The sequence below is a fragment of the Chelativorans sp. AA-79 genome, from assembly GCF_029457495.1.
Classification (GTDB): domain Bacteria; phylum Pseudomonadota; class Alphaproteobacteria; order Rhizobiales; family Rhizobiaceae; genus Chelativorans.
Window position 1 is genome coordinate 1,300,383 of sequence record NZ_CP120361.1, and the last position, 17,250, is coordinate 1,317,632.

At 65.5% G+C, this 17,250-nt stretch carries 15 protein-coding genes; 11 read left to right on the forward strand and 4 right to left on the reverse strand.

The features are described 5' to 3' along the window. Nucleotides 1–159: 159 nt before the first annotated feature. Nucleotides 160–1,209, reverse strand: coding sequence for a LacI family DNA-binding transcriptional regulator (locus PVE73_RS06450; RefSeq protein WP_277366162.1), 1,050 nt, complete (start codon nucleotides 1,207–1,209; stop codon nucleotides 160–162). A 296-nt stretch (nucleotides 1,210–1,505) separates the two neighbouring features. On the opposite strand from PVE73_RS06450, the gene PVE73_RS06455 reads away from it, so the two are divergent. From PVE73_RS06455 to PVE73_RS06485, 7 genes are all read left to right on the forward strand, one after another. Continuing rightward, the gene (locus PVE73_RS06455; RefSeq protein WP_277366163.1) at nucleotides 1,506–2,867 is read left to right on the forward strand and encodes an extracellular solute-binding protein; all 1,362 of its coding nucleotides are present in this window, start codon (nucleotides 1,506–1,508) and stop codon (nucleotides 2,865–2,867) included. Nucleotides 2,868–3,130: 263 nt separating this feature from the next. After that, nucleotides 3,131–4,042, forward strand: a complete 912-nt coding sequence (locus tag PVE73_RS06460; RefSeq protein ID WP_277366164.1) for a sugar ABC transporter permease — start codon at nucleotides 3,131–3,133, stop codon at nucleotides 4,040–4,042. Further along, complete coding sequence (locus PVE73_RS06465; RefSeq protein WP_277366165.1) at nucleotides 4,039–4,869, forward strand: carbohydrate ABC transporter permease; 831 nt, start codon at nucleotides 4,039–4,041, stop codon at nucleotides 4,867–4,869. Before PVE73_RS06460 ends, PVE73_RS06465 begins: the two co-directional genes overlap by 4 nt. Nucleotides 4,870–4,875: 6 nt before the next feature. Further along, nucleotides 4,876–5,985, forward strand: a complete 1,110-nt coding sequence (locus PVE73_RS06470; RefSeq protein ID WP_277366166.1) for an ABC transporter ATP-binding protein — start codon at nucleotides 4,876–4,878, stop codon at nucleotides 5,983–5,985. Nucleotide 5,986: 1 nt separating this feature from the next. Beyond that, nucleotides 5,987–7,384, forward strand: a complete 1,398-nt coding sequence (locus PVE73_RS06475; RefSeq protein ID WP_277366167.1) for a CehA/McbA family metallohydrolase — start codon at nucleotides 5,987–5,989, stop codon at nucleotides 7,382–7,384. A 10-nt stretch (nucleotides 7,385–7,394) separates the two neighbouring features. Next, a complete protein-coding gene (locus tag PVE73_RS06480) occupies nucleotides 7,395–8,246 on the forward strand; it encodes a sugar phosphate isomerase/epimerase (protein ID WP_277366168.1) in 852 nt (283 codons plus the stop codon). Between the two features lie 11 nt (nucleotides 8,247–8,257). Next, a complete protein-coding gene (locus PVE73_RS06485) occupies nucleotides 8,258–9,316 on the forward strand; it encodes a Gfo/Idh/MocA family oxidoreductase (RefSeq protein WP_277366169.1) in 1,059 nt (352 codons plus the stop codon). Nucleotides 9,317–9,350: 34 nt separating this feature from the next. Here the strand turns inward: PVE73_RS06485 and PVE73_RS06490 are convergent, their stop codons facing one another. Further along, nucleotides 9,351–10,760: an ROK family protein gene (locus PVE73_RS06490; protein WP_277366170.1), complete on the reverse strand. Its 1,410-nt coding sequence runs from the start codon at nucleotides 10,758–10,760 to the stop codon at nucleotides 9,351–9,353. Between the two features lie 16 nt (nucleotides 10,761–10,776). After that, nucleotides 10,777–11,688: a tagatose-bisphosphate aldolase gene (locus PVE73_RS06495; protein WP_277366171.1), complete on the reverse strand. Its 912-nt coding sequence runs from the start codon at nucleotides 11,686–11,688 to the stop codon at nucleotides 10,777–10,779. A gap of 169 nt (nucleotides 11,689–11,857) precedes the next feature. Here PVE73_RS06495 and PVE73_RS06500 point away from each other — a divergent pair, with 169 nt between their 5' ends. The 4 genes from PVE73_RS06500 (at nucleotide 11,858) to PVE73_RS06515 (ending at nucleotide 15,985) form a co-directional block, all read left to right on the forward strand. Beyond that, entirely contained in the window at nucleotides 11,858–12,754 is an 897-nt protein-coding gene (locus PVE73_RS06500; protein ID WP_277366172.1) for a sugar-binding domain-containing protein, read from the forward strand. Between the two features lie 308 nt (nucleotides 12,755–13,062). Beyond that, nucleotides 13,063–14,055: an ABC transporter substrate-binding protein gene (locus PVE73_RS06505; RefSeq protein ID WP_277366173.1), complete on the forward strand. Its 993-nt coding sequence runs from the start codon at nucleotides 13,063–13,065 to the stop codon at nucleotides 14,053–14,055. 93 nt (nucleotides 14,056–14,148) lie between these two features. Then, complete coding sequence (locus PVE73_RS06510; protein ID WP_277366174.1) at nucleotides 14,149–15,234, forward strand: ribose ABC transporter; 1,086 nt, start codon at nucleotides 14,149–14,151, stop codon at nucleotides 15,232–15,234. Next, entirely contained in the window at nucleotides 15,227–15,985 is a 759-nt protein-coding gene (locus PVE73_RS06515; RefSeq protein WP_277366175.1) for an ATP-binding cassette domain-containing protein, read from the forward strand. The genes PVE73_RS06510 and PVE73_RS06515 overlap by 8 nt, the downstream gene beginning before the upstream one ends. Nucleotides 15,986–16,192: 207 nt before the next feature. Here PVE73_RS06515 and PVE73_RS06520 read toward each other — a convergent pair whose 3' ends face one another. Beyond that, nucleotides 16,193–17,230 carry a LacI family DNA-binding transcriptional regulator gene (locus PVE73_RS06520; RefSeq protein WP_277366176.1) on the reverse strand — a complete coding sequence of 346 codons (1,038 nt, stop codon included), beginning with the start codon at nucleotides 17,228–17,230 and terminating at the stop codon, nucleotides 16,193–16,195. Nucleotides 17,231–17,250: the final 20 nt, after the last annotated feature.

Genomic DNA, 17,250 nt, shown 5'->3' on the forward strand with positions numbered 1-17,250 from the left:
GAGATGGCGCCGGCTGCATGCTCCAGCGCCTCTTCTGCACCGTTGGCGATTGAGGAAAAGCACCGCGACAGCTGATCTCCCCCCTTGAGGGGGAGATGGCCGGCAGGCCAGAGGGGGGTGCGAAGGTGCGCCATCATCTCCGGAAACCGCCTCTCGCCTTCAACCCACCGTCCCGCGCACCACGAGGCGCGTGCGCACCGTTTCGGAAAGGGCGGGGGCTTCCGGGTCCTTCAGCCGGCGCAGGATGAGGCGCACGAGCGCACGCACGCGGGCTTCCAGGTCCACCTTCACCGTGGTGAGATTGTAGCTCTTCCAGTGGGACTGGGCGATGTCGTCGAAGCCGATCACCTTCACATCCTCCGGCACCCTCAGCCTTAGCTCGTGGCGCAGCGCGTCGAGCGCGCCGAAGGCGCTCTCGTCATTGGCGGCGAAGATGGCATCGGCCCCTTCGCCCACCCGGAAAAGGTCGATCGTGCCGGCATGGCCCGCGTCATAGCTGAAGTCGCCGGGAATGACGATCGGGTGGCCGAGGCCGCGCTTTGCCATCAGGGCCTCCAGCGTCCGGCGCCGTGCCTGCTCGGCGAAGGAGTCCGGCTTGCCCGCGAGATAGGCGATGCGCCGGCAGCCATAGCCCGCGAGCAACGCCACCGCCTGTTCCATCCCCTCCCATTGGTCGACATCGAGCCGGTCGAACAGGGTCCGGGGTTCCCCCGGTTGCAGCCCGTCGGCTCCGTCCTCGATGAAATAGTTCACGTAGATCGGCACGGCGCGGTCGAGAAAGCGGGAGAGGATGTGCGGCCGCACATTCTCGATAAACGCGATGACGGAATCCGGATTGAAGCCGCGCATATAGGTAAGCAGCGTCTCGTCCATGCTGCGGTCGGTGCGCGTCTTGAAAAGCAGGGTGGCGAAGCCTTCGGCCTGCAGCGCGGTGGTGAGCGCATCGATCTCCTGAGCCTCCCAGGGGCTGCAGACGTCCGGCACGATCATGCCGACGAGGTGCGTGCGGCGGGTGACGAGCGCGCGCGCCGCGCGGTCGGGCGTGTAGCTCAGCTCCTCGGCGATCTTCAGGATGCGGGCCCGCTTCTCGGGCTTCAGCGGCGCTTGCGGGTTGAAGGCGCGGGAGACGGCCGCGCGCGACACCTGTGCCGCCTTGGCCACCATCTCCGCCGTGGCGCGCTGGGAACTCCCGTTGGGCCTGCTCGTCACCCGGTCATGTCCTGCATTAATGAAAGCGTGTTCACTTTTATTCTTTCGCAACGGCATTCGACGGTCAAGCCGCCATACGGGAAATCGGCCGGGAAATGCGACAGTATCGTGACATTTTCCACATTCCGGCACCTCTGCGGAGATGCAGTCGTCATGGTTTCCAGATCGGCATTGACGAGAAATTGAAAACGTGTTCACTTTTAACGACTGGTTGATGGCTTCCGCCAAACACCGGGATCGGAGCGGCCGAAGCCGCCCGAGCAGCCGGATTCTGTCGCGAAGGGAGGAAAATCGCGATGCGCATTCGTTCTCATGCATTATGGATGAGCCTTGCCGCGGCCACCGCGCTCGCCACGCCGGCCATGGCGGCCGATCTCACCATCACCTGCCGCTGCGTGGTGGATGGTGTGAACTCCGAGCAGGCGAAATGGATCAAGGAGAGCGTCATCCCTGCCTTCACCAAGATGAAGGCGGACGCGGGTGAGGAGGTGAACGTCACCTTCACCGAATTCGCCGGCTCCGATGAGCAGCTCACGCAGCAGCTCGCGCTCGACTTCTCCACCGGCGCGGGGCCCGATATCGCAGGCTTCGACGGCTTCCTGATCCCGAGCTTCGTGGAAGGCGGGCTCTTGAAGCCGCTCGAGGATCTGGCAGGCGATGCGGTCACGGGCTGGGACGGCTGGAGCCATATTTCCGATGGCGCGAAGGCGCTGATGTCCTATCAGGGCAAGCCCTATGGCATCGCGCTCGGTACGGATGTGCGCATGATCTTCGTGCGCGCGGACCTCCTGCGCGACGCCGGCATCGATCCCGAGACATGGCAACCCGCCTCCTGGGAAGAGCTGCTCGACACCGCGCGGACGCTGAAGGAGAAGAACCCGGACACCTTCCCGTTGCAGCTCAATGCCGGCGTGCCGATGGGCGAGGCCACCACTATGCAGGGCTACTGGATGGCGCTGCTCGGCATGGGCGAGGAGGTGACCGATGACCAGGGCCGCTATATCGTGGCGAGCCAGGGCATCCTCGACACACTCAATCTCTACAAGACCATCTATGTGGACGAGAAGCTGGGCGACCAGCGCGCCCAGCTCCTGGGCGACGGGCGCAACCGCACCTTCGCCAATTTCCGCGACGGCACGACGGCGATGCTTGTCGAGGGCGACTGGTTCTGGCGCTCGGTCACGGCACCCGGCTCCGAGTTTGCCGTCGAGAACCGGGACGAGGTGATGAGCTGGGCCAAGATGCCGGCCAAGGAGCCCGGCAAGGGCATCCGCGGCCAGGATTTCGTCACCGTCTCCGGCGGCACGGGTTTCGTGCTCAATCCCAACACGGATGAGCCGGAGCTTGCCTGGGAGCTGCTTGCCTTCATGAACGGCCAGGAGCAGCTCACGGAGTTCCAGAAGTTCCAGCCGCGCATCCGCATCCGCGACGACGTCGACATTCCCGAGGCACCGTTCCTCAAGGAAACGTCCGAGGTGCTCCTGCCGCTCACCACGGCACGGCCGAACGACGCCAACTACAACGCGGTCTCGGCCGAGATCCAGCGCATGACGGAGGCGGTGGTCTCGGGCGAGCTTTCCCCGGAGGATGCGATGAAGCGTTATGGCGAGGCGGTGACCAAGATCGTTGGCGAGGAGAACACGGTGAGCCTGCTTTGACGGGCTCGCGCGAGGGATGCGTGTGACCGCCGCGCATCCCTTGCAAGCCAACGACCAACGATCGATCGCTGGCAGCGCGTCGATGGTCGGGCATGGATCCTCGGGTCAAGCCCGAGGATGACGACTGCAGGGATGTGGGCGGCAATCGCCAGCGTCGGCGATCGGCGGAAAACCTCTCCTCCTCGTCATCCCCGGGGCTTGACCCGAGGATCCATGCCTGAACGGTGCCGGAGGGAGAGCGTCTAACGGAAATGGCGGGTTCCATGAAATCCTTTTCCCTTCTGTCGCGCAGAGCCGGTGCCGCCTTTCTCACGCCGGCGGGACTTCTGATCGGCGCCTTCGTCATCGCGCCGTTCTTCTGGGTCATCTACGTTTCCTTCACGAACCGCACGCTGCTCGGCCGCACGGCGCTCGATCCGGAGTTCGTCGGCTTTGCCAATTATATCTCGCTTTTCGAGGCGGGCTCCTTCCTCACGCGCGGCGAGTTCGGGACCTCGCTCATCCTGACGATCCAATTCGTGCTGCTTTCGGCGCTCGCCGGGCAGGCGGCGCTCGGCATGCTGCTTGCCTGGATGCTGCAGTCCGTGCCGAAGACGCTCAAGCGCCTCACCGAGATGGTGGTGATCGCCGCCTGGATCCTGCCCGAAGTGGTGATCGCCTTCGCCTGGTTCGCCTTCCTCGACTACGACAACGGCACGCTCAACATGATCATGGATGCGCTGGGCCTGCCGAGGGGCGATTGGCTGCTCTCCTTCCCCTTCTGGGTGATCGTCGTCTTCAACACCTGGCGCGGCACCGCCTTTTCCATGATGCTGTTCAACTCGGCCTTCTCCTCCATCCCGCCGAGCTATTTCCAGGCGGCGGACGTGGCGGGGGCGTCGAGCTGGCAGAAGTTCCGCGACATCGGCCTGCCGCTCATCCGCGGCCATGTGGTGACGGACCTGATCCTCATCACCATGTGGACCTTCAACGTCTTCACGCCGTTCCTGCTCACCAAGGGCGGCCCGTCCTATCGCACGGAGATTCTTTCCATCTACACCTACCGCGTCGCCTTCCGCGATTTCGAGTTCGGCAAGGGGGCGGCCGTGGGCGTTGTGATCATGCTGATCAATCTCGCCTTCGCGCTCTTCTATCTCTGGGTCACGCGCAAGCGCGCCAGGGGAGTGGCTGCATGAAGCGCTATCTGAGCCTCTACTTCAGCCGCATCGGCTTCTCGGCGGCCACCGCGCTCGTCGGCGTTCTCTTCGCCTTGCCACTGGTCTGGTTCATCTTCGCCCCCTTCAATCCGCGGGCGGAGCTGGGCCTCGCCATTCCCGAACCCTTCTCCTTCTCCAATTTCGAGACGGTGTTCCAGAACAGTTTCGCACTGCGCGGCCTCTGGAACTCGCTCATCCAGAGCGTGGGCGGGGTGATCCTCGTGGGCGCGGGCGCCACGCTCGCCTCCTACGCGCTGTCGCGCTCGCCGATCCCGGGCAAGAACATCATCACCTATATCCTGCTTCTCTTCTCTTCGGTCGTGTCGGGCTCGGCGGCGATGGTGCCGATCTTCCTCATCGTCAACGGCATGGGGCTGATCGACACGCAGATCGCGGTGATCCTGGTCTTTGCCGGCGGGCTCTTGCCGACCGCCATGTTCATCCTGCGCGACTTCATCGACAGCATCCCGAGAAGCTATGAGGAGAGCGCCATGGTGGCTGGCGCGACGCCCGTGCAGGCCTTCTTCGACGTGGCGCTGCCGGTCATCCGGCCGGGCATCGTCGTGGTGGTGGTGTGGGCCTTCGTGAACATCTGGGGAAGCTTCCTCATCCCGTTCATCCTGCTGCGCTCCAGCGAGAAGATGCCGGCCTCCGTCGCCATCTATTCCTTCTACTCGGAAGCGGGCACGCCCATCGTCACGCTGCTTGCGGCCTATTCGCTCATCTACTCGCTTCCCGTGATCGTTCTCTACCTCTTCGTGAGCTGGAAGTTCGGCTTCCGGTTCTTCGGCGGCATCAAGGCTTGAGGGTCCATGGCTTCGGTTCGTTTCGACGGCGTCACCAAGAAATTCGGCGATTTCACCGCCGTTTCCGATCTCGACATCGAGATGGGCGACGGCGAATTCATCTGCCTGCTCGGCCCCTCCGGCTGCGGCAAGACCACGACGCTGCGCATGATTGCCGGGCTGGAAACGCCCACTGCAGGCAGCGTCATGATCGGCGAGCGGGACGTCACCTTCATGCATCCGAAGGACCGGAAGATCTCCATGGTCTTCCAGGACTACGCCCTCTACCCGCACATGAACCTGGCCGACAACATCGCCTATCCCTTGAAGGTGCGCGGCGAGGCGGAGGCCAAACGCCATGCGCGCGCCCGCGAGGTGGCGGATGTCCTGAAGATCGGCCACCTTATGGGCCGCATGCCCTCGCAGATCTCCGGCGGGCAGCAGCAGCGCACCTCGCTCGCCCGCGCGCTCGTCTATCCTTCGGACGTCTATCTCTTCGACGAACCGCTCTCCAATCTCGACGCGAAGCTCCGGCTGGAGGCGCGGGGTTTCCTCAATCATCTCCAGCGCGACATGGGCATGACAGCGGTTTACGTGACCCACGACCAGGCCGAGGCCATGGCGCTCGCCACGCGCGTTGCCGTCATGGATGCGGGGAAAGTGGTGCAATATGCGCCGCCGCTGGACGTCTATCGCCGACCGGCCACCACCTTCGTCGCCAATTTCGTCGGCAATCCGCCCATGAACCTGCTGCCGGTCGAAGCCATGATCGCGGACGGAAAGATCCGTCTGAAAGCCGAAGGGCTTATGGCGCCACCACTTCCCGTCTCCCGTGCGGCTGCAAAGGCGCTGGAGGGGAACGGCAAGCTCACGCTCGGCGTCCGGCCGGAGCACTTGTCCATCGCCAAGGGCGGGGAGGAGAACAAGATTTCAGGTCAGTTGTTCGCCAATGAGAATATGGGGCCGGAGACGCTGGTGACGCTCGAGCGCGACGATGCCGCCCGGTTCACCGCGCGCATCTTCACGGACGACAGTATCACGCTTGAAGGCATGGTGACGCTTGGTTTTTCTTCCGACCACATCCATCTTTTCGATCCCGGCGGGGCGAGGCTCCCGACGGACGGCGAGCAGGCCTGACATGACCGTGCTCAACCTGCACGTCACGCCCGCAGACAAGGCGCGCTCGCCTTATTTCTACGTGCCCTTCGATGTGCCGGAAGGCACGACCCGCATCGACGCGACGATGCGCTACGAGAAAGCGGATGATCGCATCATCGATCTCGGCTGCGCCGATCCTCGCCTGGGCGATTTCCCGAGCGAAGCGGGCTTTCGCGGCTGGAGCGGCGGCGCACGCGACCGCTTCTTCATCGCCACGGACGATGCCACGCCGGGCTATGTTCACGGCGAGATTCTTCCTGGTACCTGGCGGGTGATCCTGGGGCTTCACAAGGTGCCAGCACGCGGGGCCGACATAGAACTGACCTTTGCCTTCGACAACACGCCCCGCATGCTCGCGCCCCAGCCCGAGCGCACCCGGCCCGTGCGGAAAGGCGCCGGCTGGTACAGGGGCGACCTGCACTGCCACACCTTCCACTCGGACGCGAAGGGCAGCCCAGAACTCCTGCATGCCGCGGCGAGACAGGCCGGGCTCGATTTCCTTGCGGTGGCCGACCACAACACCACGACGCAGCGCCGCTACTTCCACGCGCATTCTTCGCCGGAGCTCGTCTTCGTGCGCGCCATGGAGGTGACCACCGACGAGGGGCACGCCAACGTGTTCGGCATCGACGACTGGATCGACTTCCGCATGAACCGGCCGGAGGATGCGCACACGCTCGCGCGTATTGTGCACGAGAGGAGCGGGCTTCTCTCGGTCAATCATGACAAGCCGACCATCCCTTGGAACTACCAGCTGCCGCAGATCGACTGCATGGAGGTGTGGCAGCAGGCCTGGCTCGCCCGCAACTGGATTTCGCTTCGCCGCTATCAGGAACGGCTTGCATCGGGGCTGAAGATCTCGGCCATCGGCGGCAGCGATTTCCACCAGCCGGACCGTCTCCTCTCCGAGGGGCCGTTCGTGCTCGCCCGTCCCACCACGGTGCTATGGCTGGAGGAGCTTTCAGAGGATGCCGTGCTCGACGCCATGAAAGCCGGTCGCGGCTACGTCACCGAAAGCCCCGCCGGCCCGCATCTGGCGCTCACTCTGGATGGCGCGCCGATGGGCTCGACCGTAGCCGCAGGCCACGCGGAAGCGCATGTAAAGGGGGCTGCCGGCGACCTTCTCGCCTGGTACGACGCCGCCGGCGAAATCGCGCGCATGCCCATCGACCAGCACGACCAGGTGCTTGCTCTCGAAGCGAGCCCGCGGGGCTTTCTTCGCTGCGAGATCCTGGCCGACGCCTCCCATGCAATGCTCATCGAGGAGTTTCGCGCGGCTGTCGGGGAGGAGCCCTTCCCCTGGGGGCTTACGGAAGCGGAGCTCGTGGCCGAGCCGCTCCGACGGGCGGTCTCCAACCCTGTCTATATCGCGCCATAGGAGGCACGACATGGTTCTCTCCAATGCCCCTTGTTCCTGGGGCGTGTTCTATCCCGACACCCCGCGCGTGAGCGCGGAGCGATATCTGGACGAGGTGGCGGCGGCCGGCTACCGCGGCACGGAGCTCGGCCCCTATGGCTTCCTGCCGACGGATCCCTCCGCCTTGCAGGATGCGCTGGACCGGCGAAGGCTGAGCCTTATCGGCGCAGTGCATGTGCACGTCTTTTCCGATCCCCGCAGCGGTCCCCGGCTGCTTGCGGACGTGGACGAGACCGGCCGGTTGCTCCGGGCGCTGGGGGCGGATCAACTGGTGCTGATGGACGAGGGGAACGTCTATCCGCCAGACGCGGTGGGCCGGCTTGACGATGCACAGTGGCGGGCGATGGCCGACATGCTGCGCGATGCGCAAAAGCTGCTCGCGGAGAAATTCGGCGTCTCGCTCGCTTTCCACCCGCATGTGGCGACGGCGGTGGAGTTCGAGGCGCAAATCGACCGGCTGCTGCAGGACACGGATATCGGTCTCTGCTTCGACACGGGCCACCATGCCTTCTGGAACCAGGACCCGCTCGCCTACATGGACAAGGTCTGGGATCGCATCGGCTACATGCATCTGAAAAACGTGGATGCGACGGTGCGCCAGCGCATGCTCGACGGCCAGCTTGGCGTGCGGGAGGCATTCGAGGCCGGCATCATGTGCCCGCTGCCCGACGGCGTGGTGGATATCGCGGCGGTGATGCGGATGCTGAAGGAGCGCGGCTTTGCCGGGCCCGTGGTCGTGGAGCAGGATTATTTCGAGGCCTCCGGCGAGAGCCCGGCAGCACTCGCGAAGCGCAACGCCGCGTTCTTGAAACCTCTTCTCTAGGAGCCCTGCCGATGCCCATTTCCGTCGGCCTGATCGGCTTGGGCGAGGTCGCCCAGCTCATGCATCTTCCTCTCCTGGCGGACGACCCGAAGTTCAGGATCGCAGGCGTCTGCGACGTCTCGCCCATGCTCGTGGAGGCGATGGGAGACCGTTACGGCGCTCGCCTCCGCACCACGCGCGCGGGAGAGATTTTTGCGGCGCAGGACATCGATGCGGTCTTCATCCTTGCGCCGGACCATCTCCATTCGGAGCTTCTCGCCCAAGCGATCGAGGCTGGAAAGCATGTCTTCATCGAAAAGCCGGTCTGCCTCACGCGGCGCGAGCTTCTGCCGCTGATCGAGCGCCACCGGTCCAATCCAAAGACCGTCTTCGTCGGCTATATGCGCCGCTACGCGCGGCCGTTCCTGGCACTCAAGGAGCGCATGCCGGCGATGACGGAAATCCGCCACGTGCGCATCCGCGACCTGATCCGCGAGTCGCGCTTTTTCGTGGATCAGACGCGGCACGTCCTACGCGCTACGGATGTTCCCGACGCCGTGGTTGCGGAGGGCAGGATGCGCACGCAGGCGCTGCTGCGCGAGGTGATGGGGCGGGATCGGCCGGCCGACGCCATGCGGGCGTATCAGGTGCTGACCGGACTCTCCTCGCACAGCTTTTCGGCCATGCGCGAATTGCTTGGCCGACCCAAAGGGGTGACGGCTGCACGGCAGACGGGCGGGGAGTCGGTCGTCGTCCTTTTCGACTATGGCCACTTCACCTGCGTCTACGAGGCCGTGATCCACGACGTCGCGCGCTTCGATTCCGGCATCGAGGTGCTCACGCAGAACCAGCACTTCAGGATCAATTACGACACGCCTTATGTCCGCAACTTGCCGACGCGGCTGGAAATCACGCGCTCGACCGACACGGCGACCGGTACGGAAATCGTCGGCCCGTTCTATGAGGATGCTTTCCGCGTGGAACTCGGCGCCTTCCACGATTGCATGACCGGGGGCGTGCGCCCGAAAACGGATCTCGAGGATTCGCTTGCCGATCTCGAGCTTTTCGCGGAGGTGGGCCGGCACTTCTGAGCCGTTCCCGCGAGCCGCGCCGGAGGCGGTCGTTCTACTGCGGCAGGCCTTTCCAGAGCGCATCGAGCCAGTCCCGCACCGGCTCGATGTCGACCGCTTGCGCCGTATCGATCGCGAAAACCGGGGAAAGCCGCAGGGCGTCCGCCGTTCCGGCAAGCGCGATGAGTTCCGGCACGTATTCGGCACCGGGATGACCTTTCGGCCGCTCGCCGAGCCGCGCCCGGTAACGGTCGGCGATGGTCTGGGCGGGCGCATGGCACCAGATTTCCGTGTACGTGGTGACGCCCGCGTGCTTGAGATGGGACTCGAGCACGTCCACCGGCTGGAAGCCGAACCAGGCGTCGATGATCGCGACCGTGCCATCGGGGGCATCCCGAAGAGTCTCGAAGATCGCCGCATAGCTCGCCCTGCCCAGCGTGCGGTTTAAGGCGCGGTCCGCGCCGCCGAGCTCCGCAAGGAACGGGTTCTTGATGCTGTCGAGCCGCAGAACGGGCCAGCCGGTGGCCCGCGAAAGCAGGTTGGCCACATGGCTCTTCCCACTCGCCGGCACGCCGTTGACGAGCACGGCGCGTTTGCCGCGCGTGGTCCTGGAGCGGAGCGCGGCCATCGCCGCGCCGATCACGCCCGCATTGTCGCCAAGAGTGGCCGGTACGACGGGCGCGCCGAACCATGATGTCTCTTCCGGCAGCAGCGCCAGCGCCTCGACCGCCGCCGCGCCGAGGCCTCCGCCGAGCACCACCCGTTCCGGGTCCAGGGTGGCGAGCAGCGACCCGATCGCCGCCGACAGCGGCGTGGCCCAGCGCGCAAGCAGCGCGGCGGCGGCCGTCTCGCCGCCCTTTGCCCTTGAGAGGAGCTCGCCGACGCGCGTGCCGGAAAGCCCCGCCCCGGCAATCAGCTTTCCGAGCGCCGTGCCGGAACTGACCGTTTCCACGCAGCCGCGCCGTCCGCACAGGCATCGCGCGCCGGAGGGCTTCACGACAAGATGGCCGAGCTGGCCCGCCGCAAAGCGCCCGCGCAGCAGCTCGCCGCCTGCGAGGACCGCGCCGCCGATGCCGGTGCCGATGGTGAGCATCACCACGTCGCGCATGCCCTTCGCCGCGCCGCAATGGGCTTCGCCCAGAAGCGCCATGCTGCAGTCGTTCTCGATCGTGACGGGGCGGTTCAGGCGCGCCTCCAGTTCCTGGAACGGATCGTGCCCGGAAAAATCGATATAGCCGCCCGAGAACACCCTGCGCCCCTTGACGTCGACACGGCAGGGCACGCCGATGCCGACGGCTTCGGCCTCGGCCATTCCAACCGCTTCGGCCAGTTCTGCCGTCCGCTCCAGCACGGTTGCGGGGTCGGAACTGCTGGGCGCGGAACAGTGCGCAAGGATGCGCCCTTCCACATCCACCAGCGCCGCCCTGATATTGGTCCCGCCGATATCGATCCCGATCGCGCCCATCCGGATACCCGTCCGCTCAGGCGACCCTGGCCGCCGTACGATGGCGGGCGATGATCGCCTGGATCTCCCTCAGGCGCGGCACGGCGACGGTGACCAGCCGCTTCTCCGTCACGCTGCGGTCGAGCGAGATGCAGTCTTTCCACAGCGCGCGCCCGGCGATCACGCCCGAAGCGCCGTTGGCCATTGCCGCCTCCACCTGGGTGAGGAAGGTTGCATGGTCCACCCCGGCCGACAAGACGGCCCATGGCACATCCCGGCAAAGGCGCGTCACCTCCAGGCAGATTTCAGGCGAGCCGGGGTAGGGGATCTTCAGCACCTTCGCCCCCGCGTCGAGGCAGAGCCTGACACCGCCCAGGATCAGATCCGGGAAACGACTGGCATAATCTTCCGGCGTTTCGCCCGGAAGCGCATAGGTGAGGAACTCGACGACCAGAAGGAGGTCCTCTGCCGCGAAGTCGGCGATGACGCTGTCGAGGATGCGGAGATTGGCCGTGTTCGCCTCCGGCGTGTCGGAGCGCAGATAGATCATGATCTTGCCGCCCGTGCCGCCCAGCGCGCGCACGCGCCGCGCGCCGATGCCGGACACGAGCTTCGATAGCCGATAGCCCTCCGGTGAAGTGTCCCAGCCCGAATCGTCGAGCCCGATCAGCAGGCCTGTGCCGCGATCGAGCATGCCTTCATCGACCAGACCGGGCAGCGCGCAGACCGGGTCGACCAGCACGCAGCCCGCCTGGAGTGCCAGGAAACGGGTGATGTCCGCCTTTGTCCTGCCGAGGACATCGTTGCCGATCGCGGCCTGCGCCTGCGGGTCGGCAGCGAGGAGCTTGCGCATGCCGCCGCGCTGGTCGCAGGCGATGACCATCATCGCCCCATCGGCGCCGCAGATCTGCTGATAACCGCGGCGCTCGGCGGTTGTCATCGCGCTCATTGCATGCTCCTCCTTGAAGGCGGCGATCTCGCCGGCCGCCCTTTCGCATAAGCCGGCGATTGCATCGCCCGGTGAGTTGGGTCATGAATCCTGATGGGTTTGTCTGTAACATATTGCTGAAAGGATTTTCAAGCTGTCCGGCCAAAACGGTCCCGAAGCCACGCGCGCGATGCTCTACACCGTGGCGAAGCTCCACTACGAGAGCGACATGAGTCAGGTGGACATCGCCAGGCGTCTCAACGTCTCCACGGCGACGATCTCGCGTCTTCTGCAGCGGGCGCGCGCCGAAGGCATCGTGCGCATCGAGGTGCGCGACCCCGTCGCGCCCGGTGCGCTTGCGGATCGGCTGGCCGAAAAGCTCGGTCTCGCGCGTACGGCTGTGGTGGAGACGCCGATCAACGACCCACTGCCGGCGCTTACCGATCCACTCGCGCAAATGCTGCTTGACTCAGGCCTTCGTGCCGGTTCGGTCGTCGCCATTGGCTGGGGCAGGGCGGTCCGCAGCGTGGTCGAGGTCGGTTTGCCGCGCATCCCCGGTGTCCATGTGGTGCCGGCCACGGGAGGCATGCAGCAGCATCAGGCGCATTTCCAGGTGAACGAGTTCGTGCGCAGCGCTGCCGACAGACTGGGCGGTGTCCCTCATTTCATCCACGCGCCCTATCTGCCCGCACACGAGGCCCGGCAGGCCTTTCTCTCCGACCCCGCCATCCGCGACAGCGTGGCCCTCTGGGACCGGATCGACGTGGCGGTGGTGGGCGTTGGCCTGCCGCATGCGATGAATTCGCCGGAGGCAAGTGCTGCCACGCCCGGCGAGCAGGCGCTCGTCGATGCGGCGGGCGATGTGGTCCGCCATTATTTCGATGCCGATGGGCGGCTGATCGACTGGGACGGGGAGCGGCGCATGATCGCAGTGTCGCCAGAGCAGTTGCGGCGTGCGCGGCTGGTGATCGGTGTCGCCGCGGGGGCGGAGAAGGCGGCTGCGATCACGGGCGCCGCGCGTGCCGGGCTTATCAGCGCGCTCGTCACCGACACGCGCGCCGCCGAAGCGATCCTCGACCGGCTGTGACGTTGCCGGACCTCACCTTCAAAACTTTCTGCGCGTAAAAATAGACTTTTCGCGCATAAAGTCGTTGACAGACCTGCCTTCCCTGACGACTAAATTCATCCTGGGCGCGGTGATCATGATCGATGCCGCCGCCGGGGAGGAGGAGGTGCGGAAGGCCCTGCAGAACCTGGGCCGAAGATCTGAAATATCTTTCTGAATAAAATTGCTTGACGTGCATCGCACGCCAAAGCGATCATGGATGAAGCTGACCGGGCGGGAGGTCCGGGCAGTTTAGGCTTGGACCAGGGTCATGGAGGGAGGAGAATTCCATGCAACGTCGTTCCATTCTCAAAGCCGCCGCCGTCGCGGCGGTTGCGCTCGGTGCCGGTCTCTCGGCGCTTCCTGCGGGCGCGCAGGACAAGAAGTTCACGATAGCGCTCATTCCGGGCCTCACCACGGACGCCTTCTACATCACCATGCACAAGGGCGCGCAGGCGGCTGCCGATGCGCTGGGCGTCGACCTGATGTTCCAGGGCGCGCCCGAGTTCAACCCGACGCTGCAGGTACCGGTGCTCGATGCGGTGATCGCGCGCGGGCCGGACGCGATCCTGATCGCGCCGACGGACACCACGCAGCTCATCGAGCCCTTGCGCAAGGCGCATGACGCGGGCATCCCGGTCATCACCGTCGACACCTTCATCGGGAACGGCCAGTACCAGACGGGCTCCGGCGAGGCGGATTTCCCGCTCTCCTATATCGCCTCCGACAACATTCTCGGCGGCCGCATGGCGGCTCGCGCGCTGGGCGAGGCGATCGGCGGGGAGGGCAAGGTCTACGTCTCGAACGTGAAGCCCGGCATCTCCACCACCGACCAGCGCGAGGAAGGCTTCAAGCTGGAGATGGAGGAGAATTTCCCGAACATCGAGGTGCTGGAGACCCAGTTCAACGAGAACGACGCCAACAACGCCGCCTCGCAGCTCCAGGCGATGTTCGCCCGCAATTCGGACCTCAAGGGCGTGTTCGGCGCCAACCTCTTCTCGGCACTGGGTGCCGCCAACGGCGTGCAGCAGGCCGGGCAGACCGGCAACATCAAGGTGGTCGCCTTCGACGCGCCCACCTCCATCGTCGACAACATCAATTCCGGCCTGGTGGACGTCGCCATCGCGCAGCATCCCGCCGAGATCGGCTATTTCGGCGTGGTTTCGGCCTATGCCCACCTCACCGGCCAGTCGATCCCGACGCTGATCGGCACCGGCTTCACGGTGATCGACAAGTCCAACATCTCCGATCCGGAAGTGGCCAAATACGTCTATTCCGACTGATCGCTGGAACAGGCGGCCCCCGGCCGGACGCCGGGGGCTCTGCCACTCGACTTGGTCCCCGTGCGGATCCCCCGCGCAAAACCGGACAAGGGCATGAGCTCGACGCAAGAACTACAGAAGACCGGTCATGAGGCCGCCGCTTCGCACGATCCCGTGGCGCCGCAGGCCGATCACGCCGAGCGCGCGACGAGCGTGGTGCAGCGCATCGCGGACCTCAGGGCATGGCTGTTCCTCGCAGCCCTGATCCTGGCCTTCGAGGCATGGGCGCGCTACGATTTCGACGGCACGTTCATTCTCAATCCCTACAACCTCCAGTCGATCGCCATCTTCGCGGTGGCGCCGCTGCTTCTGGCAAGCGGGCAGACCTTCGTCATCATCTCCGGCGGCATCGACCTTTCGCTGGGCTTCATCATGGGGCTGGCGGCCGTGGTCACCGCCCATGTGGTGAATTGGGCCACGCCTTCGCTCGGCATGCCCTTCGCCGTGCTCACGGGCGTGCTTGCCGGTGTCGCCATCGCCGGCGTGCCCGGCCTCATCAACGGGCTGCTCGTGGCGAGGCTGCGGGTCCCGCCTTTCATCGGCACGCTCGGCATGTTCGGCGTGGCCCGCGGCGTGGCCTTCCTCTTCGCCGGCGGCACCGTGGTGCCGGTGCAGGGCAATTCCTTCTTCTCCATGCTCGGCAACGGCCGCTTCCACGGCATTCCCTATATCGTCATCGTCACCGCGGTCTTCGTGCTCGTCATGCATTACCTTCTGAGCCAGACCCGGTTCGGCCAGCACAATTACGCCATCGGCGCCAATGTGCAGGCGGCGCGCCGCGCCGGCATCAACATCAAGTCGCATCTCACGCGCCTCTATGTGCTTTCCGGCCTCTGCGCAGGATTGGCGGGCGCGCTCTACGCGGCCCGCTTCAATGCCGGCGCGGCCCAGGCGGGCGAGCCGCTTCTGCTCGACAGCGTCGCTGCGGTGGTGATCGGCGGGGCGAGCCTGTTCGGCGGGTCGGGCACCATCTTCGGCACGGTGGCGGGCGCGCTCGTCATCGCCGTCATCCAGTACGGCCTCGTGTTCATCAATGTGGAGCCCTTCTGGCAGTTCATCAGCGTCGGCGTCGTCATCATCATCTCGGTGCTGATCGACCAGGCGCAGCGGCGCTTCAGCGGAGGGCGGGTCGATGAGTAGCCTCGAGAAGGCCGCGCCCGTCCTGGAGGTGCGCAACCTGTCGAAGCATTTCGGCGCGATCCAGGCCTTGAACGACCTTTCCATGTCGGTGCATCGCGGCGAGGTGGTGGCGCTCGCCGGAGACAACGGCGCGGGCAAGACGACGCTCATCAAGACGATCTCCGGCGTCTTCCGGCCGACCTCCGGCGAAATCCGTCTCAACGGTCAGCCGGTCACCTTCGCCACCCCTCAGGAGGCGCGCGACAAGGGCATCGAGACGATCTACCAGGACCTGGCGCTCGCGGACAACCTGTCGATCGGCGCCAACATCTTCCTGGGGCGCGAGCCCATGACGCGACTCTTCGGCCTGTTGCCGGTGCTCGACCGCAGGGCGATGGCCGAGGCCGCACGCTCCACCATGGCCCTGCTCGATTTCCACGTGAACCGCATGGATGCGCCCGTCTCCAATTTCTCGGGCGGCCAGCGGCAGGCGGTGGCGATCGGGCGCGCGGTCTACTGGGACGCGCAGATCCTCATCATGGACGAACCGACCGCCGCCCTCGGCGTGCCGGAACAGCGCAAGGTGATCGCGCTCATCCACCAGCTCAAGGCGCAGGGACGCGGCGTGATCTTCATCTCCCACAATCTGCAGGACATCTTCGCCGTATCGGACCGCATCGTCGTCCTCCGCCGCGGCGTGATGGCGGGCGAACGGCGCATCTCCGAGACGAGCCATGACGAGGTGGTGAAGCTCATGGTCGGTGGCGGGTGATGCGCCATGGCTCCATGCCCCCTCTCTTCCCGGCATCTATCTCGCTGCCAATCGTCGACCTTGGCGAATGACAGGATCGCCGGCGCAAGCTCATATCTCCCCCCTGGCGGGGGAGAAAGCAGTTTCAGCATCTTGGCCGGAGTGAAACGGAGGCCAAGTGTTGGAAATCGCAAGAGAGGGGGTATGCACCTGTCTGTTCGGACAGACCTACGCCGAGGCCCGCAACACGAGTTCGGCGTTGACGAGAACCTGGTCGCCATCCGTCCGCGGCGCGTCGGCGGGCTTGGCCGGGTCGAGCTTGGAAAGCAGAAGGCGGATGGCGATGCGCCCCATCTCCGCCGTGTTCTGCGACACGGTGGTGAGCGGCGGCCAGATATATTCGCTCAGGGAGTGGTTGTCGTGGCCGGCGACCCTGAGGTCGCAGCCGGGCTCAATCCCCACCTTCAGCCCCGCCTGGTGCACCGCCGCCAACACGCCGAAGGCCACCCGGTCGTTGCCGCACAGAACGCTGCGGGTGGGAAAGCCGCCTTCGCGCAGCACGCGGCCGGCCTGCTCATGGGCGAAGCGCTCGAAGTCCCAGGTGGTCGACGGCTCTGTGGGAACGATGACGGGCTCGAGCCCGCGCCGCTCCATGGTGGCGATATAGGCGTTGCGGCGCGCGGCTGCGTTCGCGTTCACCGCCGGCATGTCGAAATAGCAGGGGCTGTCGCCGAGTCGCGTCAGATAATCGGTGATGAGGGCGACGGACTGGGCATTGTTGGTGCCCACGAAGGGCTCCTCCCCATCGAAGGGCGCATCGATGAAGATGATCGGAACATTGCGCGCCAGAGCCTTCAGCTTGCCCGGATGGTCGCGGGTGCCCACCGGCGCCATGATGATGCCCGCGACGTTGAGCGAGGTCAGCATCTCGATCGCCTCCGCCTCCAGTTCCGTGCGCCCCTCGGAGGAAAAGGCGAAGCTCAGATAGCCCGCGCGCGAGGCCTCCATCTCGATGCGGCGGCGCAGATCCATGTAGAAGGGGTCGAGCGAGCTCGGAAAGACGAGGCCGATGATCTTGGCGCGACGGCGGTTCAGGTTCACGGCGAAGAGGTTCGGGCGGAAGCCCGTCTCGCTCAGGCCCGCCTCGATCTTCTCGCGCACCTTCGCCCGGACGGAACCCGGATCCTGGAAATATTTGGAGACGGTCGGGCGCGAAAGGCCGATCGCTTCGGCGAACTCCTCCATGGTTCTGATGCGCTTGCGCATTTCTGCCCGTCCCCTTGGAA